Source organism: Actinopolymorpha pittospori, from assembly GCF_014873875.1.
Lineage (GTDB): Bacteria > Actinomycetota > Actinomycetes > Propionibacteriales > Actinopolymorphaceae > Actinopolymorpha > Actinopolymorpha pittospori.
On the sequence record NZ_JADBEM010000001.1, the window covers coordinates 5256303 to 5280109 of the forward strand.

At 67.1% G+C, this 23807-nt stretch carries 19 protein-coding genes; 16 read left to right on the plus strand and 3 right to left on the minus strand.

Translation table 11 applies throughout. From position 1 onward, the window contains the following. Positions 1 to 7: 7 nt before the first annotated feature. Positions 8 to 1750 carry a class I mannose-6-phosphate isomerase gene (locus tag HEB94_RS24745; protein WP_202896525.1) on the minus strand — a complete coding sequence of 581 codons (1743 nt, stop codon included), beginning with the start codon at positions 1748 to 1750 and terminating at the stop codon, positions 8 to 10. Between the two features lie 277 nt (positions 1751 to 2027). Between HEB94_RS24745 and HEB94_RS24750 the strand changes: the two genes are divergently transcribed. The 6 genes from HEB94_RS24750 (at position 2028) to HEB94_RS52680 (ending at position 9767) form a co-directional block, all read left to right on the plus strand. Beyond that, positions 2028 to 3194: an extracellular solute-binding protein gene (locus tag HEB94_RS24750; protein WP_192752105.1), complete on the plus strand. Its 1167-nt coding sequence runs from the start codon at positions 2028 to 2030 to the stop codon at positions 3192 to 3194. Then, complete coding sequence (locus HEB94_RS24755) at positions 3182 to 4120, plus strand: carbohydrate ABC transporter permease (RefSeq protein ID WP_337917982.1); 939 nt, start codon at positions 3182 to 3184, stop codon at positions 4118 to 4120. The genes HEB94_RS24750 and HEB94_RS24755 overlap by 13 nt, the downstream gene beginning before the upstream one ends. A 10-nt stretch (positions 4121 to 4130) precedes the next feature. Further along, a complete protein-coding gene (locus HEB94_RS24760; RefSeq protein ID WP_192752107.1) occupies positions 4131 to 4943 on the plus strand; it encodes a carbohydrate ABC transporter permease in 813 nt (270 codons plus the stop codon). Positions 4944 to 5048: 105 nt separating this feature from the next. Beyond that, on the plus strand, positions 5049 to 8258 hold the full coding sequence (locus tag HEB94_RS24765) for a glycoside hydrolase family 38 N-terminal domain-containing protein (protein ID WP_192752108.1): 3210 nt from the start codon (positions 5049 to 5051) through the stop codon (positions 8256 to 8258). Positions 8259 to 8703: 445 nt separating this feature from the next. Next, on the plus strand, positions 8704 to 9201 hold the full coding sequence (locus HEB94_RS52675; protein WP_202896526.1) for an aldo/keto reductase: 498 nt from the start codon (positions 8704 to 8706) through the stop codon (positions 9199 to 9201). Further along, the gene (locus HEB94_RS52680) at positions 9144 to 9767 is read left to right on the plus strand and encodes an aldo/keto reductase (RefSeq protein WP_337917986.1); all 624 of its coding nucleotides are present in this window, start codon (positions 9144 to 9146) and stop codon (positions 9765 to 9767) included. Before HEB94_RS52675 ends, HEB94_RS52680 begins: the two co-directional genes overlap by 58 nt. A gap of 56 nt (positions 9768 to 9823) precedes the next feature. On the opposite strand, the gene melA is transcribed toward HEB94_RS52680, so the two are convergent. Continuing rightward, positions 9824 to 11131 carry an alpha-glucosidase/alpha-galactosidase gene (melA, locus tag HEB94_RS24775; protein WP_337917988.1) on the minus strand — a complete coding sequence of 436 codons (1308 nt, stop codon included), beginning with the start codon at positions 11129 to 11131 and terminating at the stop codon, positions 9824 to 9826. 196 nt (positions 11132 to 11327) lie between these two features. Next, positions 11328 to 12083 (minus strand): DeoR/GlpR family DNA-binding transcription regulator, encoded by a 756-nt coding sequence (locus tag HEB94_RS24780; RefSeq protein ID WP_192752110.1) that lies wholly within the window; start codon positions 12081 to 12083, stop codon positions 11328 to 11330. A gap of 617 nt (positions 12084 to 12700) precedes the next feature. On the opposite strand from HEB94_RS24780, the gene HEB94_RS24785 reads away from it, so the two are divergent. The 10 genes from HEB94_RS24785 to HEB94_RS24830 all read left to right on the plus strand — a co-directional run bounded on the left by HEB94_RS24785 (position 12701) and on the right by HEB94_RS24830 (position 23804). After that, the gene (locus HEB94_RS24785; RefSeq protein WP_202896528.1) at positions 12701 to 13903 is read left to right on the plus strand and encodes an ABC transporter substrate-binding protein; all 1203 of its coding nucleotides are present in this window, start codon (positions 12701 to 12703) and stop codon (positions 13901 to 13903) included. 102 nt (positions 13904 to 14005) lie between these two features. After that, entirely contained in the window at positions 14006 to 14881 is an 876-nt protein-coding gene (locus HEB94_RS24790) for a carbohydrate ABC transporter permease (protein ID WP_202896529.1), read from the plus strand. Beyond that, a complete protein-coding gene (locus HEB94_RS24795; RefSeq protein ID WP_192752113.1) occupies positions 14874 to 15743 on the plus strand; it encodes a carbohydrate ABC transporter permease in 870 nt (289 codons plus the stop codon). The genes HEB94_RS24790 and HEB94_RS24795 overlap by 8 nt, the downstream gene beginning before the upstream one ends. Positions 15744 to 15819: 76 nt before the next feature. Next, positions 15820 to 16650, plus strand: a complete 831-nt coding sequence (locus tag HEB94_RS24800) for an MBL fold metallo-hydrolase (protein ID WP_192752114.1) — start codon at positions 15820 to 15822, stop codon at positions 16648 to 16650. A gap of 13 nt (positions 16651 to 16663) precedes the next feature. Then, positions 16664 to 18010: an ABC transporter substrate-binding protein gene (locus tag HEB94_RS24805; RefSeq protein WP_202896530.1), complete on the plus strand. Its 1347-nt coding sequence runs from the start codon at positions 16664 to 16666 to the stop codon at positions 18008 to 18010. 25 nt (positions 18011 to 18035) lie between these two features. Continuing rightward, positions 18036 to 19175: an NAD(P)/FAD-dependent oxidoreductase gene (locus HEB94_RS24810; protein ID WP_192752115.1), complete on the plus strand. Its 1140-nt coding sequence runs from the start codon at positions 18036 to 18038 to the stop codon at positions 19173 to 19175. A 17-nt stretch (positions 19176 to 19192) separates the two neighbouring features. Continuing rightward, a complete protein-coding gene (locus HEB94_RS24815; protein WP_192752116.1) occupies positions 19193 to 20293 on the plus strand; it encodes an amidohydrolase family protein in 1101 nt (366 codons plus the stop codon). 689 nt (positions 20294 to 20982) lie between these two features. Beyond that, positions 20983 to 21855 carry a phytanoyl-CoA dioxygenase family protein gene (locus HEB94_RS24820; protein WP_192752117.1) on the plus strand — a complete coding sequence of 291 codons (873 nt, stop codon included), beginning with the start codon at positions 20983 to 20985 and terminating at the stop codon, positions 21853 to 21855. A 177-nt stretch (positions 21856 to 22032) separates the two neighbouring features. Further along, positions 22033 to 22896 carry an ABC transporter permease gene (locus HEB94_RS24825; RefSeq protein ID WP_202896531.1) on the plus strand — a complete coding sequence of 288 codons (864 nt, stop codon included), beginning with the start codon at positions 22033 to 22035 and terminating at the stop codon, positions 22894 to 22896. After that, the gene (locus tag HEB94_RS24830) at positions 22896 to 23804 is read left to right on the plus strand and encodes a carbohydrate ABC transporter permease (protein ID WP_192752119.1); all 909 of its coding nucleotides are present in this window, start codon (positions 22896 to 22898) and stop codon (positions 23802 to 23804) included. Before HEB94_RS24825 ends, HEB94_RS24830 begins: the two co-directional genes overlap by 1 nt. Positions 23805 to 23807 lie beyond the last annotated feature (3 nt).

A 23807-nucleotide genomic window follows, 5' to 3' on the forward strand; every position in this document is an offset into this window, starting at 1 on the left:
AGGTCCCTCACCGGACGTACGCCTTCACCACACGGCTGGTGTCGCCGGCGAGGCCGGTCACCGTGTACCGACCCACGGCCGCCGGGATGACCAGCGTCTCGGCGTAGTTCACGACGTGCTCGACGCCGGCGTCCGTACGCACCACGACGCCAGGACCCTCCACCACGTTGATGACCTGGAACCGATCGGCGGTGTTCTGCGGCGCCTCCACCCCGCCCTCGATCGAGACGCGATGGATGGAGAAGAACATCTCGGGGAGCTGGCCGATCATCTCCTCGCTCCAGCCGTCGGCGCGGACCAGGGCGCGCGGCTCCTGCACCAGGTCCTGTCGAACGGCCTCGCCGGTGCGCTGCGTGTTGAGGTTGCGGAACGCGTGCTCCACGTGGACCGGGCGCTGGCGGTCGGCGGCATCACGGCGCAGCCAGTCGTAGAACCGCAACGAGTACAGGTAGGGCGTCGCGCTGATCTCCAGGACGACGTTGCCCTTGCCGCTGCCGTGCGGCGTTCCCGCCGGGATGAGGAACAGCTGGTGCGGCGTGGCCGGGAAGGTCTGGACGTAGCGCTGGATGTCGAACGCGACGCCGTCGTGGTCGGCGCGGTGAGCCTCCTCGTGGAAGCGTTCGACGTCGATGTCCTCCCGTAGGCCGAGGAACACCTTGTTCTGTTCCTCACCGACCATCAGGTAGTAGGTCTCGTGCTGGGTGTAGGGCCAGCCGAAGACCTCACGCATGTAGTCCGGTTGCGGATGGCAGTGCACGGACAGGTTGCCGCCGGCGACGGTGTCGAGATAGTCGAACCGGATCGGGAAGGAGAACCCGAACATCTCGTGGACGTCGGAGCCCAGCAGGTGTTCTGGGTGGAGCGCCACGAGCAGCTGGAACGGCACTTCGACCGAGCCCTCGGCGGTGCCGATCAGGACACCGGACTCCGGGGCGATCAGCTCGTAACCCAACGCGGTGTTCACCGCCTCGGGATTGAACCCCAGCGTGCGGCGACCCCACTGGCCTCCCCACGGAGTGGTGTTGAACGTCGGCCGGGTGCGGAACGGCTGGCGGACCAAACGTTCGGCGGTGGCACGCAGTGACTCACCGGCCAGCGACACCGGGTCGCCGGGGACCTGCAGGTCGAGATAACGGTCGATGCGCGCGGCGATGGCGTCACGATGCCGGTCGAGGATCGGCCAGTCGATGTAGAGCAGCCGGCGGCCGGCGCCGCGGCCGGAGTCGTCGGGCTGGCCGAGGTTCGTCGCGCTGCCGGCGCCGATGGCCGCCTCGGCGTAGCGCTTCGGCAGGTCGGCGTACCACAGCGCGTCATGCTCGACCAGCGCGGCGCCGGGGCCGTAGACGACGGTCAGGCCGTCGGTCGGCGTCACGGTGGGCAGTGCTTCGAAGAGGTCTGCCAGGTCCCCGTCGGCGAGCTTCGCGAAGTCCGGGTCACCGGTGAGCTCGGTGGAGTCGGTGCGTTCGACGATCGTGGCCCAGGACGCGAGATGAGCACGAAGGTCGACGAGGGTCACACCGGGTGCCACGTCGAGCAGGCCCTTGACGACCGCATCCCAGTCGAGGATCCACGGACCGTCGACGGCGAGGACCGCTACGTCGTCGCCGAGCTCGGCCACGGGTGTGCGCCACCCGTGGTGGATGTCTGTCCCGACCGGTGCGTACCGCGGGTTGGGCTCGTACGAGCGTCCGTCGGCATCTTGCTGCACGGTGACCCCTTCTGAGGCGAAGTTATCGTTACCATAGCTCATCCCGTCATGGCTATGACTAACGCCTACCGATTCACTAAAGCCTAGGCATGTCTCGACATGCTAGCGAGCCAACCTCTTGTCACAAGGTGGAGATAGCGTTAACTTCACTCCACTGAAACATCACCTGTCTCAGGAGGAACCGTTGCTCCCGGCTGCCTCGGAATCCACCCACCTCATGAGTCGCCGCTCCGCGCTGTCACTCATGGTGGCCGGGTTGGGCGCCACTCTCGTCTCGTGCGCACGCGGTTCTGAGACGCGGCCGGCGCCAGGTGACGTGGTGACCCTCGTCACTGACAACGCCACGTGGGGGCCTGGTTACAGCCAGGCCGGGGACGCGTTGCACCGGCTGGTCGGCTACCACATCCGCTCGCGGTCGGTGCCGAACGTCAGCAACTACCAGCAGATCGTCCGCATGTCCGCGCAGACCGACTCCACCTCCGACCTGATCAAATGGTGGAACGGCTACCGGCTCCAGGACCTGGCCCGGGCCGGAATCCTCACCGACGTCAGCTCGGCATGGGACCGAGCCGCGCGCGAAGGTTGGTCGGACGACGCCGAGTTGCGCACGTCGTTCACCTTCGAGGGACGGCAGTACGGCGTACCGCTCTACAAGTCCTACTACGTGATCCTCTACAGCAAGAAGGCGTTTGCCCGGCTGAAGGCCGACGTGCCGACGACCTGGGACGAGTTCGTCCACCTGGTGGAGGCGGCTCGTCGCGCGGGTATGACACCCATCGCCTCGGGTGGCGCCACGACGTGGGAGTCCCTGATCTGGTTCCAGCAACTGGTCAACGGCCTGGACCACGGCTACTACCAGGACGTGACGGCCGGCCGGGCCTCCTACACCGATCCGGTCGCGCAACAGGCCATGCGCCTGTGGGCCGACCTGTACCGGCGCGAGGCGTTCTCCGCACCGGACCTGTCCGCCGGATCCCTGCCCGGCCAGCTCGCCAAGGGCACCACCGTGATGCAGCTGTACGCCACCTGGACCGTCGGGTCGTTGCTCACCTCGGGGTTGTCCGACGCCGACCTCGGCGCGTTCCTGCTTCCGCCGCCACCGGGTGGAGCGCCCTCGGTCGTGGTGGAGAGCGCGGGCCTGACCGTCGCGGCGAAGTCGCACAAGCACGCGGCCGCGGTGGCCGTCGCCGACTCCTGGCTCGATCCCTCGGTGCAGAAGGTCTTCTCCAACTTCCTCAAGGACACCTCCGCCGATCCGTCGGTCGTGCCCGACGTCGGCGTGGTGCGGGACGTCGCGACCGCCGTCAAGGAGCAACAGCCGGCCCAGGCGACGAGGTACTGGGAGGCGTCGCCGCCGGCGCTGGTCGAGGGCAACGTCCAGGACCTCAGCGCCTTCATGACCAACCCGACGCCCGCGAACGCCCGCTCGACGCTGGACAGCATGCAGCGCCGCGCCGACAAGGAATGGAAGGTGTGGAACTCGTGACGACCGCCGGCGAAAGCGCCGCGCCCACCCTCGAGCGCACCGCACCCCGCCCGGCACGCCCGTCGGAGCCCCGGCCGCGCCGCTCCTGGGCGGCCGCCGGATTCCTGCTGCCGGCGGTCGTGCTGGTGGGTGTCCTGCTCGTGCTGCCGTTCCTGTTCACCGCCTACCGCAGCTTCTTCAACGACAACGGGCTGACCCGGCACTGGGTCGGCCTGAGCAACTACGTCGACCTGGTGAGCGACCCCAACTTCGGGCAGTCGCTGCTCAACACGGTCATGTGGGTGGCCGGAACGCTGCTGCTGCCGGTGCTGATCGGCCTCGGGCTCGCGGTGTTGACCAACTCCGTGACCTGGGGTGTGGTGGCCCGGACCGCGGTGACGATTCCGTACGCGCTGTCCGGATCGGCGACCGCGTTGTTGTGGACGTTCCTGCTCCAGACCGACGGCGCTGTCAACCAGATGCTGCGCGCGGTCGGGCTGGGCGCCTGGCAACAGGAGTGGCTGCTGCACTGGCCGCTCAACACCGTGTCCATGATCCTGGTGACGACCTGGCAGGGCACCGGCGCGGCGATGATCCTGTTCCTGATCGGCCTGCAGACCATCCCGACGGAGACGCTCGAGGCGGGCCGGCTGGACGGCGCCACAGGTCTGCGGCTGTTCTGGTACGTCATCGTCCCGCAGCTGCGCCCGATGACCGTCGTGGTCGTCGGTACGTCCATCGTCAACAGTCTCAAGACGTTCGACATCGTGTGGCTGCTCACCCAGGGCGGCCCGGGAACGGCCTCGGAAACGCTGGCACTGACGATGTACCGCGAGACCTTCACACTCAACCGCTACGGCTACGGCGCCGCCGTCTCGGTCGTGCTCACCGTGGTCGTCGTCGCCGCGTCGTGGCTCTACCTGCGCCGAGCGCTGCGGACCCGCTGAGGAGAACGAGATGATCCGCTCGATCGTTCGCAATGTCCTGGTCGTGCTCCTGGCCGTCTTGTGGCTCATCCCGACCTGGCTCGTGGTGGTGAACGCGTTCACCCCCACCAAGAACTACACCGGCACGCCGCGTTGGTGGTTCGACTCCGCCGGCTTCCTCGACAACGTGCAGGCGGCGTTCGACACCGCGGGCGTCGGCCAGGGCATGGTCAACACGTTGATCTTCGCCGTGGTGGGCGGCCTGGTGGCGGTGCTGATCGCCGCGGCCGCGTCGTTCGCCGTGGTGATCATGCCCGTACGCCGACCAGGGCTGTGGTTCTGGCTGATCTTCCTCGGGACCGTGCTTCCGCTGCAGACGTTCCTGTCGCCGTTGTTCACCGGCTACGCACGCACCAACCTCTACGACACGCAGTACGGCATGGTGCTTGTCTACGTCGCCTTGACGATTCCGTTCGCGTTCTTCGTCAACCGCAACTTCATGGCGACGGTGCCGCGTGAGATCACCGAGGCCGCGCAACTGGACGGTGCCACCTGGTTCCGCATGTTCGTCCGCATCCATCTGCCGCTCGCCCGCAGCGCGCTGCTCGCGGCGTTCATCTTCCAGTTCACCTGGATCTGGAACGACCTGCTGTTCGGCATCACGCTGTCGCTCAGTCCCAACGTACGGCCGGTCATGGCGACACTGGCCGACCTGAGCGGGAGCTACTCGACCGTCGGCCCACCGGTGGTGCTCGCCGGTGCGCTGGTCGTGTCCCTGCCGACGGTGGTGCTGTTCTTCGTGTTCCAACGGTTCTTCGTCAACAGCCTGCGCCTGACCTCCTGAGAGTGTCGGCCGTCCGCGCCGACGGACGGTGGGCCCAAAGGGTGACGGCACCGACTCAGCGACGATGCGTCCCGACCGCAACGAGATCAAGGAAGTGTTCCCCACATGACCACCCGAGCTCTGGTGAAGGATCACCCGTGGTCGCACGAGAAGGCCCGGGCCGGCACGGTCAACCTCGCCGTGGCCGCGCAGACGAGCGCCGGCGACAGCATCCTTCGTGCCCTTCCCGAGCACCTCGTCCGACGTTCACCGAACGGCGACCAGCGGAGCGTACGCATCCTGTTCGCGGGTGACGGCGATCCCGGTGACCTGACCGCGTGGCGGTTCTCGGTCCAGGTCGCGGGCCACGGTGAGGTGCCCGTCGAGGTGATCGACGGCCCGGAGGGCTCGGTGCGGTTGCTGCTGCCGGTCGACCCCGACCGCCGGGACGTCCGCATCGAGGCGCGCCGCGGTGACACCCACGCCACGTTGGAGTTCGCGCTCGAGCCGCCCCGCGACTGGACCATCCACCTGGTTCACCACTCCCACCTCGACATCGGTTACACCGACCCGCAGGGCACGGTGCTCAGCCAGCACGTGGCGTTCCTGGACTCCTGCCTGGATCTGACCCGCACCACCGACGACTGGCCCGACGACGCGCGGTTCCGGTGGGCGGTCGAGTCACTGTGGTCCTTCGAACAGTGGGCGGCCGCACGGCCGGCGGAGCGCGTCGCGGAGTTCATCGAGCGGGTGCGGGCCGGGCAGATCGAGCTGACCGCGATGCCCTACAACCTGCACAGCGACACCTGCTCCACCGAGGAACTGCACGAGCTGTTCCGGTTGGCCCGGCAGGTACGCGAGACCTACGGCATCGACTTCCAGTCGGCCATGCAGACGGACGTGCCCGGAGCGGTCGCCGGCCTGCCGGACGCGCTGGGGGAGTACGGCGTCAAGTACCTCTCGGTGGCCCACAACTGGGCCGGCCGCTCGGTGCCCAACGTCAACGGCGGCTCCCGGCTGCCGCGGCTGTTCCGGTGGCGGGCACCTTCGGGCAAGGAGGTGCTGGTCTGGATGACCGACAGCCCGCACGGTCTGGCCTACATGGAGGGCCCGGTCCTCGGCTTCGACACCTCCTACGAGATGGTCGACGACCTGCTGCCGGCCTACCTCACCTCGCTCGCGACCAGGCCGTACCCGTTCCCGCCCGGCATGTTCGGCTGGCACGGCCCGGCCGTGGAGGACCGCGACCCCTACCCGTGGGACGTCCTGCACCTGCGGGTCCAGGGCCACTTCGGTGACAACGCGCCGCCGCGCCTGATCCTCGCCGAGAACGTACGCCGGTGGAACGAGACGTGGGCGAGCCCGCGGCTGCGGCTGTCCACCAACACCGACTTCTTCCGCGACGCCGAGGCCCGCCTCGGTGACCGGATCCCGGCCTTCGAGGGGGACTGGGGCGACTGGTGGGTCGAGGGTGTCGGCTCCGGTGCGCGCCCGCAGGCGATGGTGCGCCGTGCGCAGGCAACGGTGACCGACGCGGAGTCGCTCTACGGCCTGGCCACCGTGGTGGAGAAGAGCCCGCATCCGGAGTGGGCGCAGGCCGCCCGTGGCTCCGCCGCGAGTGTCTACCACCACGTGTCCCTGTTCAACGAGCACACCTGGGGCGCGTCGAACTCCTGGACGCACGGCGACAGCGGCATGAACTCCGGTGAGCAGCAGTGGCACTGGAAGTACGGCCAGGCCCTGCACGGCAACGACAACGCCGAGACGTTCCTGGACCAGGCGTCCGCGACACTGGGCGGCGTCCTCCCGGAGGCCGACGGTGCGGACGTGACCTTCTGGGCCGTCAACACCACCCCCGCCGCGCGCACCTCGATCGTCAAGCTCTTCGTCCGCGAGAGCCGCGTGCCACTGGACCGTCCACTCAGCGTCACCGACGGCCGCACCGGCGCGCCCCTGGCGGCGGTCGAGAAGCCGCAGGTCAACCCGACCCACCGCGACGCCGGACGGTTCCTGCGCGTCGAGGTCCCCGACGTACCGGCGTTCGGTCTGGTCCGCCTCGACGTGACCTCGACGGCGCCGACCCGCACCACGTCGGCCGAGCGGTCGGGCCTGTCGATCGGGTCGCAGACCGAGGTCCAGAGCGGGCTCCCGGTCGAACTGCCGACGGCGAAGGACCTGCTGCTGGAGAACGACCACCTGCGCGTGCAGGTCGACCTGCGGCGGGCCTGTATCGCCAGCGTCATCGACAAGTCCACCGGTCGGGAACTCGTCGACCAGGAAGCGGTGGTGGGCTTCAACGGCTACGTGTACGACACCTACACCACCGCCGGTGGCTACAACCACCACTCCAACCGCACCTCGGTCAGCGACGAGCTGGAACTGCTCGGCAGCCGCCGTCTCGCCCAGCCGGCCGTGCTGGTCGAACGGGTGGACAACGCCATCGAGCAGAAGGTGACCTTCGAGTACCCCGCCGACGGTGTCAACTGGGCGCGGACGACGGTTCAGCTCGGCCGGCACGCGGCGCACGTGGAGATCGACAACCGGTTCGACAAGCCGGCGACGATGACGAAGGAGAGCGCCTATCTCTCCTTCCCCTTCGCGATGGAACAGCCGACCGTCCACTACGAGATCTCCGGCGCGTTGACAGGCTCCGGCCTTGAGCACGTGCCCGGTGCGCCGCAACACATGCGTGCGGTGCGGTCGTTCGTCTCGCTGGAGGACGCCGAGGGGGCTGTCGGCTGGGTGACGCGTGACGCCCCACTGGTCGAGCCGGAGACGATCGCGTTGCCGTACGCGCCGTTCCCGGACAGCACCGCTCCGCGCCAGCCCGGAACGATCTACTCCTGGGTGCACAACAACCTCTGGGACACGAACTTCCCGGCCCAGCAGGCGTTCGAGGCGACGTTCCGGTACGCGGTCGGGGTTCGTCGGGCGGGGGAGGACCTGGGAGCGGACGCGCTCGCGCTGCGCACGGCGTACGAGATCGACCACCCCCTCGTCGGGGTGTGTGGGCAGGCCGAACCCCGTCCCGACCAACCGGCGCAGCTGTCCCTGCTCGGCGTGGACGACCCGCGCGTCACGGTCCTCGCGGTGATGCCCGTGCCGGCGGAGGATGACGCCGCGGCCGCAACCACCGACCTGCTCGTCCGCCTGCAGTCCTACGCGACGACCGAAGTCACGGTGCGGCTGCGGTGCGGATTCGGCATCGAGGGTGCGTCGCGCGCGACGTTCCTCGGGGACACGACCGGGACGGTCGAGGTGGATGGCTCCGACATCGTGACCCCCATCTCGCGTCTCGGTGTCACCGCGGTGCGGATCAGGCTCGCCGACCGCTGATCCCGACCGGCCTGGCCCGGTGACGGGGGCCGAGCCGGGCCGCACTCCCGCACTCCCGCCCTGGCGACGGGCGGACTCCGGTGCCCCGGCGAAGGGTGTCCTTCGCCGGGGCACCGTGATGTCCGGAGCCGCGAACCCTGCGAAAGGCCGTCGACCACGACAGCGTCGCGGCGGCTGAAAAAGCACGACAAGTGGCGCGTCGGAGATCGCAGGTCGACCTTGCTCCGCCATTGCTCGGCGCACGATCACCGGTACGGACAGGCCTCCGGGCGGGGACCATCGGCTCCCGGTGTCGGGTAGTCCTGCCCGCTCCCCGAGGATCGTTGAGCCCCCGGCACACGTGCTGATCGGACATAGGCTTCACCTGCGTCTCCTGCCAGTCGCGGCGAAACGCCCTCGCGAGGAGGCGCCGATCCTGCCGGCTTGGAAGGGAGTTGATTCCACCATGGAGTTCCGCGAGTTGGGGCGTTCGGGGTTACGGATCTCGATGCTGAGCCTTGGGACCATGACGTTCGGGGGTAAGGACAACTTCGGCGCGTTGGGCAGTACCGACGTGAGCGGTGCTCGCCGGCAGATCGGCATGGCGATGGACGCCGGGGTCAACTGCGTGGACACCGCGGACATGTACTCCGCCGGCGCGGCCGAGGAGATCCTCGGCGAGGCGATCGAGGGGCGCCGGGACCAGTTGGTGATTTCCACCAAGGTGCGGATGCCCGCGGGCGACGGACCCAACGATGCCGGGCTCTCACGCCACCACATCATCCGGCAGTTGGAGGGGAGCCTCCAGCGGCTGCGTACGGACTACGTTGACATCTACCACGTGCACGAGTGGGACGGGCAGAGCAGACACCTCTGGAGGAGACGCTCGAGGCACTGGACACACTGGTGCGGACAGGCAAGGTCCGCTATCTCGGCGTCTCGAACTACGGCGGATGGCAGTTGATGAAGGCGCTCGCGGTGTCGGATGCCCACAACTACCAGCGCTTCGTCAGCAACCAGATCTACTACTCCCTGGAGTCCCGGGACAGTGAGTACGACCTGATCCCGGCGTCGATAGACCAGGGGCTCGGCGTCATGGTGTGGAGCCCGTTGGCCGGAGGGCTGCTCACCGGCAAGTACCGACGTTCCGAGAAGGCACCGGAGGGCACCCGCCGGGTGGACGAGCGTTGGCAGGAGCCGCCGGTCCGCGACCCGGACCGGCTCTACGACACGGTCGAGGTGCTGGTGGGTGTGGCCGAGGGGCGGGGCGTGTCGCCGGCCCAGGTCGCGCTTGCCTACCTGCTCCGCAAACCGGGCGTCACCAGCCTGGTGATCGGCGCACGCAAGGACGACCAGCTCGCGGACAACCTAGGCGTCGCCGACCTCACCCTGAACGATGAGGAGTTCGCCGCGCTGGACAAGATCAGCCGACCGGAGCTGATCTATCCGTACTGGCACCAGGCGCACTTCGCCGTCGACCGGCTCGGCCCTGGCGACCACGCGCTCCTCGACCAGTACGTCGCGGCCTAGAAACGCCGTTGGCCGCGGTGCGGAACCGAATCCACACCGCGGCCAACGGATGACGATCAGGGACGGACGCTACCGCGCAGCGACTCGGGGATGAGGTCGCCGTGTGCGGTCGTCAGCTCGTCACACAGGTCCCAGATCTGGTCGACGGTCAGCGACGCGGAGGTGTTGGCGTCGACCATCGCCGCCTGACGGACCAGTCGGGGCTCGCCGCGCACGGCGGCGGCCACGGTGAGGCTTCCGACACTGACGTAGGCCTGGTTGACGGCCGCGCACTGCAGCGGCAGCGCACCGACCGGCTGGGAGCGGACACCGCCTCCGTCCACGATGGTGGGCACCTCGACGGAGTAGTCCTGGGACAGGTTGTCGATCAGGCCGGCGTTGTGGACGTTGGCGTAGAGAGTGCGCTGGGTGCCGGTCTCCAGGCTGTGAATCACCTGCGGGGCGTACTCCGTCGCCTCGCGGTGGATGTCGAGAAGCTTGCCGGCCTGCAGGGCCTGCCTGGTCTCGGCGTACTCGTCGAGGTTGCCCTTGCTGATCCGCAGGTAGTCACCGACGGGGATCCGGAGCCGCTCGATCTCGGAGTCGTGGTGGAGGTACCACGGCAGGTACTCCGAGGAGTGCTCGCTGGTCTCGGTCGGGTAGAAGCCGATGCGTCGGTACATGTCGACGCGGACGCGGCGCCGCAGCTGCTCGTCCTTGGCGATCGCCTCGTCCAGCTTGGGGTACAGGCTCTCGCCGTTGTGCTCCCAGCGCAGCAGCCAGGCCTGGTGGTTGACGCCGGCGCTGTGGTAGGTGACCTCGTCGTAGGGGACCCCGACGATGTCGCAGAGTCCGCGCACGGTCCAGTACACGGAGTGGCACAGGCCCAACACCTTGAGCGAGGGCGCCACCGCGTGCAGGTAGGCGACGTTCATCGCCATCGGGTTGGTGTAGTTGAGCAGCCACGCGTCGGGGCAGATCTCGAGGATGTCGCGGGCGATGGCGTCGAGTACGGGGAAGGTACGCAGGCCACGGAAGATGCCGCCGATCCCAACGGTGTCGGCGATGGTCTGGCGCAGGCCGTACTTCGCGGGAACCTCGAAGTCGCGCACGGTGGCGGCGTACATCCCGACCTGGACCGTGTTGATGACGTAGCTGGCGCCTTCAAGGGCCCGACGCCGGTCCGTGGTCGCGGTCACCGTCGCGCGAGCAGACATCTGCTCGATCGTGTGGAGCGCGATGGCTTCGGCGGTCTCGAGCCGCTCCGCGTCGATGTCCTGCAAGGAGATGTGGACATCGGTGAGGTCCTTGAACCCGAGAACGTCAGCCAGCAGTTCGCGGGTGAACACGACGCTACCCGCGCCGAGGAAGGTAATAGTCGTCACGAGGCCACCTGTCGCCGTTGTGGAGGAGGATGTCATCGGTGGCTGCGCAGGCGGCAGCCAGCATCCCCGGGCAGCGTAGAACGCTCATATCAGCTCGTCAAGGCACTCATATGAGCAAAAACGAGCAATGTTACTGGGCGTGACGTCGTGAACGCGGTGCTTGACGAGGCCGTGCTGGGAGGGCCGGGGAGGGCCGTCAGGCCGTGGTGACGGCCACGCCGGCGCGGCGGAGCGCGGTCAACTCGGCGGGGTCGATGTCCTTGTCCGTGACAAGGTCGTTCACCGCCGAGATGTCGCAGATCCTGGCGAAGGTGACCTTCCCGATCTTGCTGCTGTCGGCGATCACGACGTTGCGCCGGGACTGCCGGATGAACGCGAGGTCGGTGTGCGCCTCGGTGTCGTCGTGGGTGGTGCAGCCTTCGGCGACCGTCAGGCCGTCGACGCCGACGAAGGTGATGTCGAAGTGGTACTCCGCGACCAGCGCCTCGGCCGTCGGGCCGACGAGTTCGTAGGAGGCGTGCCGCGCCTTCCCGCCCGTCACGAGGAGCCGGATGTTGGGGCGTAACACCAGCTCAGTGGCGATGTTGAGCGCGTTGGTGACCACGGTGATGTTCTGCCGGTCGGCCAGTGCCCGGGCGACCTCCGTCGCCGTGGTGCCCCCGGTCATGCCGACCACGGAACCGTCCTGGACGAGCTTCGCCGCCTCCAGGCCGATGCGCCGCTTCTCCGGATGATGGTGCGAGGCCTTGTAACGGATCGGCAGCTCGAGGCCGACGTTGTTGGCCATGGCGCCGCCATGCGTGCGAACGAGCAGCCCCTGGTCATGGAGGGCTCGAAGGTCACGCCGAACCGTGGCGCCGGAAACGCCGAGCCGGTTCGAGAGATGGACCACGTCGACGCTGCCGTGCTGGGCGATGTGGTCCAACACCGCGTTCAGTCGCTCCGCACGCATGCGCGACATCGTAACCGCGGCGACACAGGTTTGCGCAGAACCTGACGTAGCCACTTTCGGCCCTCACATGCCCATTTTTGCTCGTCTTGGCCGGCGCGTCGTGGCACGACCTGGGCTGAACCTAGGCAAGCGCTTTGCGGAAGTGAGTGACATCGCGCTGCCGGGAGGTCTATTGTGTTCGCACCGTAGGCAAAGTGAGCAAAAGTGAGCATCGCGGGTAAGCGTCGTCCACCCACCAGGTGAGCGGTCGCCGCCCGTGAGAAGTCGCCGCACATCGCGACCGCGTGACCCCGGCGAGGCGAGTGGACCACGAGCCTCCGAGGCGTCCCAGGTGTCCGGTTCCGGACGCCTGGGTGACGACGCCTCGCGTCGAGTCGAGCGTTCGGGCCAGTGATCCTGGCGCCCGTCGACGACGCGGGACACGGGTCCGACCAGATCGCGGCCGTAGGGCGCGACATTTTCATCGAGAGGAAAGGCAAGCAATGCAGCTCGATCACTCTTCGGCGTCTGCCCCTGCCCCGGGCAAGAAGCAGGTGTCGCGTCGTGCCCTCCTCGCAGCGGTTCCAGGCGCCATGCTGTTGACGGCCGCGGCGTGCGGCAAGTCGTCCGGCTCGTCCATGGATTCGGAAGAGAGCCACAGCGGCCCGGTCACCCTGACCTATGGCCTGTGGGACGCGACGCAGCTACCGGCCATGAAGCAGATCATCGCCGAGTTCGAGAAGGCCAACCCAAAGATCAAGATTCGCACCGCGGTGACTCCGTGGGAGTCGTACTGGACCAAGCTGCAGACCGCCGCGACCGGCGGGAGCGCGCCGGACGTGTTCTGGATGACGCTCGCGTACTTCCAGCTGTACGCGTCCAACGATGTCCTCATGCCGCTGACGAAGCCGATCGCGGAAGCCAAGCTCGACATGACGCAGTACGAGCCGGCGATCACGAAGGGCTACACCTGGGGTAAGGACGTCTACGCGCTGCCGAAGGACATCGACAGCATCGGCCTCTGGTACAACAAGAAGCTCTTCTCCGAGGCCGGCCTGCGCACGCCGGACGCCTCGTGGAAGTGGTCGGACCTGCTCGCCGCGGCACAGCGGCTGACCAAGGGCGAGGTGCACGGAATCGCCGCGACCCTGTCGGACCAGCAGACCTACTACAACACGATCCCGCAGAACAACGGCTACGTCATCTCCCCCGACGGGAAGAAGTCCGGCTACGACCTGCCGGCGACCATCGAGGGCCTGCAGTTCTGGACCGACCTGATCAACAAGTACCACGTCTCGCCGACCCTGCAGCAGATGACCGACACGGACCCGCAGCAGATGTTCGGCTCGGGCAAGATCGCGATGTACTACGGCGGCTCCTGGGAGTCCATCGCCTTCAAGGCGATTCCCTACGCGAAGGAGAACGTCGACGTCGTACCCATGCCGCAGGGCAAGGTGGCCAAGACGGTCAGCAACGGTCTCGGGAACGTCATCTACTCCAAGACGAAGTACCCGCAGGAGGCCTGGAAGTTCGTCCAGTTCCTCGGCTCCAAGCGGGCCGCGGAGATCCAGGCGCAGACCGGCGCGGTCATTCCGGCGACGAAGGCCGCTCAGGCAGCCTGGGTCAAGTCGACGCCGGAGTTCAACCTGCAGACGTTCGTCGACGAGTTCCAGTACAACTACCCGTTCCCCGTCTCGGTCAACACCCCGGTCTGGCGCGACTACGCCACCAAGACGCTCGCCGACGCCTGGACCGCCAAGAGGCCGGTCGCGACCGTCGCCAAGGACCTCGCGAAGCAGATGAACGACGCCCTCGCGAAAGAGCCGGGCCGCCCGAGCTAGGTAACCGACCCGTTAGGTGGAGTCACTGCCATGGTGGTAGTCACGGAGCAGGCGCAGAGCCAGAGGGTTTCGGGGAGCCCTCGCCGCCCACGGCGTTCGGCCATGAAGAAGCTGGAGGCTCGCTGGGGCTGGTTGCTGATCGCACCGAGCCTCATCGGCCTTGGTGTCTTCTCGATCTGGCCGATCTTTCGAACCTTCTACTACTCGTTCACGGAGTGGGGAGCGTTCGGGGGACACACCTGGAACGGCCTGGACAACTATCGGACGCTCTTCTCCGATCCGGAGATCCTGCACTCACTGCGAAACACGCTCGTGTTCGCGGTGCTGTCGCTGCTGAGCGTGCCGGCCGGCATCGTCGTCGCGGCGTTGCTGAACCGACCGGGACTACGCGGGCTGGGTATCTACCGGACGCTCTACTTCCTTCCGGTGATCACGCTGCCCTCCGCGGTCGCGCTGATGTGGAAGTTCGTCTACAACGGCGACTACGGCCCGCTCAACCAGGTGCTCGGGGTGGTCGGGATCGACGGTCCGCACTGGACGTCGAATCCGGCCACGGCGCTCTACGCCGTAGCCATCGTCTCGATCTGGTCCTCGATCGGCTACAACATGATCCTGCTCCTGGCGGGCATGCAGACGATCCCGCGGCAGTTCTACGAGGCCGCCGAGATCGACGGCGCCGGCAAGATCCGGCAGTTCTTCTCCATCACGGTGCCGCTGTTGTCTCCGACGATCTTCTTCGTCACCGTCATCGGCGTCATCAACTCCTTGCAGGCGTTCGACCTGATCTACGTCATGATCGGGAAGAACAACCCGGCACTGGCCCAGACCGAGACGATCGTCTATCTCTTCTACGACAAGGCGTTCGTGCAGTCCAACGGCGGATACGCCGCGGCGATCGCCTTCCTCCTGCTGGGAATCATCATCGTCTTCACCGGCTGCCAGTTCTGGCTGCAGAAGAAGTGGGTGCATTATGAGTAGCAGCACTGTCGAGGCGTCCGCGGTCCGTGTCCGCGGACGCCGACGGGACAGGTCCAGCCACCGCGTCGTCCACGTGGTCCTCGCGGTGGGGGCGCTGCTGATGATCGCGCCTTTCCTGCTGGAGCTGTTGATCTCGGTCGAGACGTTCGCCGAGGCTACGTCCGTCCCGTTGACGCTGTTTCCCGAAGTCTGGCAGTGGTCGAACTACATGGACGTGTTCAGCGCCATGCCGTTCCGCCAGATGCTCGTCAACACGGTGCTGATGACGGTGGCCCGCACCATCGGACAGCTGGTGTTCTGCTCGCTGGCCGGGTACGCCTTCGCCAGGTTGCGGTTTCGCGGCCAGGGGCTGGTCTTCGGGCTCTTCCTGTCCGTGCTGATGGTGCCGTCGCAGCTGTTCCTGATCCCGCAGTACGAGATCATCCACTCGCTGAACCTGCTCAACAGCCTTCCCGGTCTCTTCCTGCCCGGCATCTTCAGCGCGTTCGGCACCTTCTTGATGCGGCAGTTCTTCATGCAGCTCCCTCGGGAGATCCAGGAGGCTGCCTACATCGACGGTGCCGGCCCGTTCCAGACCTTCTGGCGGGTGCTGCTGCCGCTCGCTCGGCCGGGGCTGATCGCGCTTGCCATCATGGTCATCATGTGGTCGTGGAACGACCTGCTGTGGCCGCTGGTGGTGAACACCGACCCGGAGAGCATGCCGGTCTCCGCCGGTCTGGCCAGCCTGCAGGGTCAGTTCCTCACGAACTACCCGGTGCTGATGGCGGGTTCGGTGATGGCGAGCCTGCCGCTGATCATCATCTTCATCGCGTTCCAGCGCCACTTCATCGAGGGCATCGCGTTCAGCGCCACCAAGGGCTGAGCGACCTCACCGTAGATCCGAGCGAGACGCCGGGCGCCCTGCACCGGCGAGAGCTGACGCATCCGAAAGGATCTCCATGGGTTACGAGCCGCTCCTACGGCTGAGCGACACCGTGTCGTTCTGGCAGGGCGATCTCGACCGGCACGAGCAGACGAACGTAGGAGTGGTTCTCGCCGACGACCAGGCCATCGTCATCGACGCGAACTTCGAGGGCCCGGCTCGTCGAATCCTGAGCAGCCTCAAGGAACGCGACCGGGCGACCGTCACCCATGTGGTCAACACGCACTACCACGCTGATCACAGCCTGGGTAACGAGGTGTATGCCGAGGCGGGCGTCAGCATCGTGGGCGCCCTTGGACAACGGGACGAACTGTTGGCCAAGGGCGCCGACGACGCGCGGCTGCAGACCGGTGCGGCTCCCGATCGACTGTTCCCACCGACGCTGGAGTTCTCGGAGTCGATGGAGTTCCACACCTTCGAACTGCGGTTGATGGCAGTCGGACCCGCGCACAGTGGGGCCGATCTCATCGCGTGGCTGCCCGGTGACGGCATCCTCTTCGTCGGTGACCTGGCGGTGGCATGGGAGCACGGCAACAACTTCTCCGACCCCGACGCCGACATCGAGGGGTGGATCCGCGCTCTCGAGCGGTGCATCGAGTTGCGCCCCCGGGTGGTGGTCCCTGGGCACGGCCGGCTGTCCGAGCCGGACGTGCTGGACACCCAACTGGGCTTCGTCTCGGAGCTGTGGACGATGGCCCTGAAGGCCGTCGAACGTGGAGACGACCTGGACGATCCCGCGGCCGCGCAGCGTCTGCTCGCGGCCTATCCCGACTTCGCGGTGAGCAGCGATCGGCTGCGAGAGATGTCTCGCTCCATGCTGGGCGCCGCGAAGAATCGCCCGGCGTAGGGAAGGAACGGCGATGCTTCCGAACTCCGGCGCCGGTACCGGGGCACCCGCCCCGCGACCCGGCCACGCATCCCTGACCCGGCGGAGACTTCTCGCGGCGGCGCCGGCAGCCATGCTGGCAACGGCGGCGGCAGCCTGCGGTACGTCCGGGTCGAGCGGGCGTACCGCCAAGTCGCCGAAGGGAAAGGTGACCCTGACCTACGGTCTGTGGGACCTGACCCAGCTGCCGGCGATGAAGCAGATCATCGCCGAGTTCGAGAAGGCACACAGCAACATCACCATCCGCACGGCGGTCACGCCCTGGGACTCCTACTGGACCAAACTCAAGACCGCCGCGACCGGTGGTAGCGCGCCGGATGTCTTCTGGATGACCATCGACTCCTTCAAGCTCTACGCCAGCGGGGGAGTGCTCCTTCCGCTCGACGACAGCATCAAGCGAGACGGTCTCGACATCGGCCAGTACGTCCCGGCGGTGACGAACGGCTACCAGTGGAAAGGGCAGCAGTTCGGCATACCGAAGGACACGAACTCCTTCGGGCTGTTCTACAACAAGGAACTCTTCGCGAAGGCGTCCGTCGCCCCGCCGAACCCCACCTGGACGTGGGACGACCTGGTCGCCGCGGCGGTCAAGCTCACCGACAAGGGCACCGGAGTCCACGGAATCGCGGCACCTCTGGTGGACGTGCAGGGGTACTACCTCACGATCCCGCAGGCCGGTGGTTTCGTGATCTCGCCGGACGGGCGTAGTTCGGGCTACGACAAGCCAGGAAGCATCAAGGGCCTGGAGTTCTGGACCGATCTCATCAACAAGCACCACGCTTCCCCGACTCTGCAACAGCTGACCGACACCGACGCGCTGAGCATGTTCACCTCCGGCAAGGTCGCGATGTACTACGGCGGCTCCTGGGATCCGGTGGCGATCGCCGCCGTGCCGTACACCAAGAAGAACGCCGAAGTCGCACCCCTGCCCAAGGGCCCCAAGGACGCGACCTTCTACGCGAACGGCCTTGCCAACGTCGTCTATGCCAAGACGAAGTACCCGGAGGAGTCCTGGGAGTTCGTGAAGTTCCTCGGCTCCAAGGTGGCCGCCAGGATCCAGGCCGGGACCGGGACGGTGATTCCGGCGTATCGGGGTGAGGAGTCCGCGTACGCGGAGGCGATTCCGCAGTTCAACCTGCGGGCGTTCATCGACCAGCTCCCGAACGCGCGGACCTTCCCGTCCTCGGTGCAGACGTCGGTCTGGAGTGACAACGCGCTCAAGGCCTTCGCTGCCTCCTGGAGTGGCCAGGAGCCGGTCGCGCGGACCGCCGGGGAAGTCGCCGCGCAGATGAACTCGGCGCTCGCCGCCGAGCCACGCTAGTCGTAGGGATATCAGGAGAGATGCAATGACGGACGTGGTGGTCGTTGGCGCGGGAATCGTCGGGCTGGCCGCGGCGTACGAGGTGAGCCGGCTGGGCTACGGCGTGACCGTGGTCGACGCGGGGCACCAGGGCAGAGCGACGGACGCGGGTGCGGGGATCGTGAACCCGCTCGACCTCGTCGGTGAGCAGTCCGCTGCCGAGAGGGAGCGGGTGGCCCTGTCGGGAGCCACCTACTACCGTGAACTGCTCGCCCGGCTGGCCGACGACGGGGAGACCGATCATGGCTACGCCACCGTCGGCCAGCTCGTGGTCGCCACCGACGACGCGGAAGACGGCGTACTCGAAGCGCTCCTGGCTCGACTGTCCGGCTCCCTGCCCGCGTCGTTGGCCGACTACCTCGGACCGGTCCGCCGGCTGACGGTCGGCGAGGCCGCGGGCATGGTGCCGTACCTCAGCGACGGCATCCGTGGCGCGCTGCTGCTGCCGGGAATCGCACGTGTCGACGGGCAGAAGCTCGCCGTGTGCCTCGCCAGCGCCCTGCGCAAGCGAGGCGCGGACGTCCGGCACGGTGTCGGCGAACTCGTGACCGTGGCCGGCGAGGTGGTCGCTGTCGAGGTCGACGGCGAGCGCATCGACACCGGTCGAGTGATCGACGCCTCGGGCGCCTGGGCAGCGGCGCGGTGGCCGCGCCTCCTGGGCGACGGCGTGACCCCCGTGCGCGGTCAGATCGTGCACCTTTCCTATCCGCGCGAGGGGATCGCCACGACGCCCGTCGTGAGCAACGTGGGCGGCCCCTACATCCTCGCCTTCGACCCGGATCGGATCGTCACCGGCGCCACCCACGAGCGGGTCGGTTTCGACTACCGCGTGACCGCTGGCGGACAGGCGGACGTCCTGACCACGGCACTGCGGGTCGCCCCCGGGTTGGCGGACGCCACAATGCTGGAGACACGCGTCGGCTTCCGGCCGGTGAGCCGCGACGCGTTGCCCATCGTCGGCGCGGTGCCGGGACTGGCGGGCGCGGTGCTCGCCACCGGCCTCGGCGCCCACGGCCTGACACTGGGACCCGCGGTCGGGGCGATCGCCGCCCGGATCGCGGTGGGGCAGGACCCAGGACACGACCTCACCGCACTGCGACCGGACCGATTTGCCTCCCCGAACTGACACCTGAGGAGACCTGAATGGATTCTGCCGAGGCGGCAGCGATACGGCTGCGCGACTACAAACCGCGGGCCATGGTCAAGCTGCCCGCTCACGAGGTGGAGCGGGCCGCCGCACCCGTGGTCGACGTCCACAACCATCTCGGCCGCTGGCACTCCGGGGACTGGGACGCGCCCGACCTCGTCGAACTCCTGTCCGTCATGGACGACTGCAACGTCGCGGCCATCGTCAACCTCGACGGTGGCTGGGAGGACGAGCTCGAGGCCAACCTGGATCGCTACGACCGCGCCTACCCCGGACGCTTCGCGACGTTCGCCAGGCTCGACTGGACGCTGCCGTCCCGTCCGGGCTGGCCCGAGCTGCTGGTACGGAGCCTGCAGGACTCGGCACGGCGTGGTGCGGCCGGCGTGAAGCTCTGGAAGGACATCGGGCTCCACATCCGGGACGAGAACGACAAGCTCGTGATGATCAATGACGAGCGGCTGGCCGACATGTGGTCCGCGTTCGGCGAGCTGTCGCTGCCGGTGCTGATCCACACCGCTGACCCGGCCGCCTTCTTCGAGCCGCTCGACGGGAACAACGAGCGGATCGAGGAGCTGACAAGGCACCCGGACTGGTACTTCGGGGACTCGCGGTTCCCGCGGATGCAGGTCCTGCTGGACGCCCTGGAGGACGTCGTCGCCGCTCACCCCGACGTGACCGTCATCGGTGCACACGTGGGCTGCTACGCCGAGGACCTCGGCTGGGTGGACCGGATGCTGTCGACCTACCCGAACTTCAACGTCGACATCGCCGCCCGCATCGCCGAGCTCGGCCGCCAGCCCCGCGCCACCCGGGCGCTCGTCGACCGGCACCCGGACCGGGTCCTGTTCGGCACCGACTCCTTCCCGCCCAACCGGGAGGCGTTCCGGCGGTACTTCCGGTTCCTCGAGACGGCCGACGAGCACTTCCCGTACTCCGGGTCCAACCCGCCCGGCTCCGGGCGCTGGACGATCTCCGGGCTGGACCTCGGCCAGGAAGCGTTGCGTCAGGTCTACGGCGCGAACGCCGCACGACTCGTCCCGGCTCTGCGTGACTCGCTCGGTGGGACCGCGGGGGAGAGCACCGCCAGCAACGCCTGATCCCAGGCTCCACCGCACGAGCCGCGCCAGACAACAGAGTCATCCAACGGCGCCATCCAACGGCCCGGCCGCCCACCAGGGTGGCCGGGCCGTACTCGTGTGCCATGGTGCCGTCAGTTCTCCCGCGGAGCCAGGGAGGCTCCAGCCACCCATCACCTGTGTGGCGTGCCGGCAGCCCCGCGAGGATCGCGAGTTCAGCGGTCGCGCCCGAGGCCCGCAACCCGCCTCTTCGCCCTCCGCCTCCGCGCTCTGACCGTTGACGGTCAACGCGTTGACCGGGTCCAACCCGAGCACTACGTTAGCCGCAGTTCTTCATGCAATGAGATCTTTGCAACTCGGAATCGATTGTTGCTCAGCGCCCACATGTTGGTAGGCCACATGGACCGTGGCCGCCCCCGGCGATCACATTCTCTTCTACCTGGGAGAAATCCATGGGTAGTCAACGAAGAATTGCTAACGCTGAAGGCGAGTCCCTTCTTGTGCGTACAGATGATCATGTTCGGTTGACCTGAACTGTTCTGAACCGGACTTCCCGTGTGCCCGGGGCGGCGCGCGACGTCTCGACCAATCGCAAGAACGTATTGGTATTGACGCCTGGCCGACAGAGGCGGTTCTGACCATCGTCGGTCGGGCCGCTGTCCATGCTGGTCAGGGCAGCCAGGATATCCAGAATCGGCAGGAGGAATGCAATGACTGCGTCCACACATGAGCCGAGTTATGACACACAGAATCCGGCGGAGTGGCGCGACCAGATCATGAAGTACGGCTATGTGATCGTGCATGAAGCGGTTCCCGCGGAGGATCTGCGTGCGGTGATCGACGACATGTGGCGGCACACCGGCGCCGGCCCCGACGACCCGGAGTCCTGGTATCGGCCAGACGTCATCCGGCCGGTGGGCATGGTGGAGATGTATCACTACCAGTCGATGTGGAACATCCGGCAGAGCCCGCGGGTGTATGAGATCTTCAAGGCAATTCATGGAACGGACCGACTCTGGGTCTCGATCGACCGGGTTGGACTCAAGCCGCCGGTCGATCCGCGTCATCCGGACTACGACCACAAGGGCATGATCCACTGGGATACCGACATGGCCAAGTATCCCGACATTCCCTTCCGTGTTCAGGGTGTGCTCGCGCTGGCCGACACCGAGCCCGACATGGGCGGTTTCCAGTGCGTCCCCGAGACGTACCAGAACCTCGAGTCGTTCCTGAAGACGCAGACGCCCGAGCAGATCGCGTCCCGAAACCCCGACTACTCGGCATACACGCCCACCAGGCCGCGCCTTCGGGCCGGTGACCTGCTGGTCTGGACGACTCGGCTCCTGCACGGAAACGGCCACAACACCTCGCGGCGTCCGCGGTTCGCGCAGTACGTCAGCATGAACCCGGCCGGCACCGACGAGGCCGCGCGTCAGCAGCGGATCCAGTGCTGGCAGGCCAACACGCATCCCTCCGCCAGGGCGTTCCCGGGCGACCCGCGCGGAATCGAGGAGAAGCGAACGGCTCCTGCCGAGCTGACTCCGCTGGGACGCAAGCTCCTGGGTCTCGACCTCTGGGCCTGATCATGTCCGACCGTCGTGGGCGATGGCACCGGCGCGTCCGGTGGACGAAGGGAGTCGGAGGTGGCCCTCCAAGGCTCAGCAACGAGTTCGGGTGCTGTCGAGGTCGGCGGAGCGTCGACGCAACCGAGTGAGTCTCACCGCATTTCTTTGTGGTCGAGAGTGTGGCAGGAACGCTCGATGTATCTGTTCATCCTGCCCGGCTTTCTGTTCTTCGTGGTCTTCCGGTATCTGCCTCTGGCCGGCAACATCGTCGCGTTCGAGAACTACTCGCCGTATCTCGGGATCATCCAGAGCGAGTGGGTCGGCCTGCAGAACTTCGTCGATCTCCTGAGCGACCCCCGGGTCGGTCAGGCGCTCGTCAACACACTCATCATCAACGGGCTCCAGTTGGTCTTCTTCTTTCCCGCTCCCATCGCGCTCGCCCTGCTGCTGAACAGCATTCTCTCGCCGACCGTCAAAAGAGTCATCCAGACGGTCGTCTACCTGCCGTACTTCATCGGTTGGGTGGTGCTGGTCAGCGTGTGGCAGTCGGTGCTCGGTGGTGACGGCCTGTTGAACCAGGTGCTCGCGGACCACGGTGTGGGTGCGATCAACCTGATGACCAACCCAGATCTGTTCAAGCCCCTGATGGTGCTGCAGTACATGTGGAAGTACGTGGGCTGGGGAACGATCATCTTCCTCGCCGCCCTCACGAAGATCGATCCGGCGTTGTATGAGTCGGCGGTCGTCGACGGTGCCAGGCCGATTCGTCGGATGTGGCACGTGACCCTTCCCGGGATCAGAGGGATCGCGATCCTGTTGCTGATCCTCAACCTCGGAAACATCCTGACCACCGGGTTCGAGCAGATCCTGTTGCAGGAGCCCGCGGTCGGCGCGGAGGCGGGCCAGGTCCTGGACACCTTCGTGTATCTCGAGGGCGTCGTGGGCGGCAACTGGGGTCTCGCGACCGCCGTCGGTCTGTTCAAAGGCGTGGTCGGCACGATCCTGATCCTGATCGCGAACAAGGTCGCACACATGCTCGGTGAGGACGGTGTGTTCTGATGGCTATCCGCACGATGGCGCCTCGGGCCTCCCATCCCATCTGGATCGAGAAGCCCTCCGTCGGAACCCGCATCGTGAAGGTCGTCACCATCGCGGTCATCGTCATCGTGATGCTGTTTCCGTTCCTCTACGTGCTGGCGGTGAGCCTGTCCACCCAGGCCGACCTCGCGGGCTCCTCGGTGACGCTGATCCCGAAGAACCCCACCCTGGAGGCGTATCGGCAGATCCTGGCCGGTGGCGTCGTGACCCGAGCCCTGGTGGTGAGCATCTGCGTCACCGTCGTCGGCACCGTCGTGAGCATGGTGATGACGACGACGTTGGCGTACGGGCTGACCCGCACGCGGCAGGTTCCAGGAAGCAGGCTCGTGCTGCTCATGGTGCTCGGGACGCTGCTGTTCAGCGCCGGCATCATCCCGAACTACCTGCTCGTCCGGTACCTGGGGATGCTCGACTCGTACGCGGCCCTGATCGTCCCCGGGCTGATCAGCGCGTTCAACCTGGTCGTGGTTCGGCAGTTCTTCATGAACATCCCCGAGGAGTTGACCGACGCGGCACGGATCGACGGCGCCGGGACGTTCCAGGTGTTCTGGCACATCATCCTGCCGTTGTCGAAGGCGGTCCTGGCGGTCGTCGCGCTCTTCTACGGCGTCGCCCTGTGGTCGGACTTCTTCAACGCGCTGATCTACCTGAACGACACGACGAAGTGGCCCGTCCAACTGGTCCTGCGACTGTTCGTTCTGCAGGGGCAGAACATCGCGCAGAGCCAGCAGGTCGGCCAGCCGGCCCCGCCGGCGGAGACGGTGCAGATGGCTGTCGTGATCATCGCGACCGCCCCGATCATCCTCGTCTACCCCTTCCTGCAGAAGTACTTCACACAGGGCGTTCTGTCGGGCGCGGTCAAGGGATGAGAA

Bases quoted from the DNA above. Each gene is read 5' to 3' on its own strand.
- HEB94_RS24745 (WP_202896525.1), bottom strand. From the start codon at position 1,750: ATGAGCTATGGTAACGATAACTTCGCCTCAGAAGGGGTCACCGTGCAG.
- HEB94_RS24760 (WP_192752107.1), top strand. From the start codon at position 4,131: ATGATCCGCTCGATCGTTCGCAATGTCCTGGTCGTGCTCCTGGCCGTC.
- HEB94_RS24765 (WP_192752108.1), top strand. From the start codon at position 5,049: ATGACCACCCGAGCTCTGGTGAAGGATCACCCGTGGTCGCACGAGAAG.
- HEB94_RS52675 (WP_202896526.1), top strand. From the start codon at position 8,704: ATGGAGTTCCGCGAGTTGGGGCGTTCGGGGTTACGGATCTCGATGCTG.
- HEB94_RS24780 (WP_192752110.1), bottom strand. From the start codon at position 12,083: ATGCGTGCGGAGCGACTGAACGCGGTGTTGGACCACATCGCCCAGCAC.
- HEB94_RS24785 (WP_202896528.1), top strand. From the start codon at position 12,701: ATGGATTCGGAAGAGAGCCACAGCGGCCCGGTCACCCTGACCTATGGC.
- HEB94_RS24790 (WP_202896529.1), top strand. From the start codon at position 14,006: ATGAAGAAGCTGGAGGCTCGCTGGGGCTGGTTGCTGATCGCACCGAGC.
- HEB94_RS24795 (WP_192752113.1), top strand. From the start codon at position 14,874: ATGAGTAGCAGCACTGTCGAGGCGTCCGCGGTCCGTGTCCGCGGACGC.
- HEB94_RS24800 (WP_192752114.1), top strand. From the start codon at position 15,820: ATGGGTTACGAGCCGCTCCTACGGCTGAGCGACACCGTGTCGTTCTGG.
- HEB94_RS24805 (WP_202896530.1), top strand. From the start codon at position 16,664: ATGCTTCCGAACTCCGGCGCCGGTACCGGGGCACCCGCCCCGCGACCC.
- HEB94_RS24810 (WP_192752115.1), top strand. From the start codon at position 18,036: ATGACGGACGTGGTGGTCGTTGGCGCGGGAATCGTCGGGCTGGCCGCG.
- HEB94_RS24815 (WP_192752116.1), top strand. From the start codon at position 19,193: ATGGATTCTGCCGAGGCGGCAGCGATACGGCTGCGCGACTACAAACCG.
- HEB94_RS24820 (WP_192752117.1), top strand. From the start codon at position 20,983: ATGACTGCGTCCACACATGAGCCGAGTTATGACACACAGAATCCGGCG.
- HEB94_RS24825 (WP_202896531.1), top strand. From the start codon at position 22,033: ATGTATCTGTTCATCCTGCCCGGCTTTCTGTTCTTCGTGGTCTTCCGG.
- HEB94_RS24830 (WP_192752119.1), top strand. From the start codon at position 22,896: ATGGCTATCCGCACGATGGCGCCTCGGGCCTCCCATCCCATCTGGATC.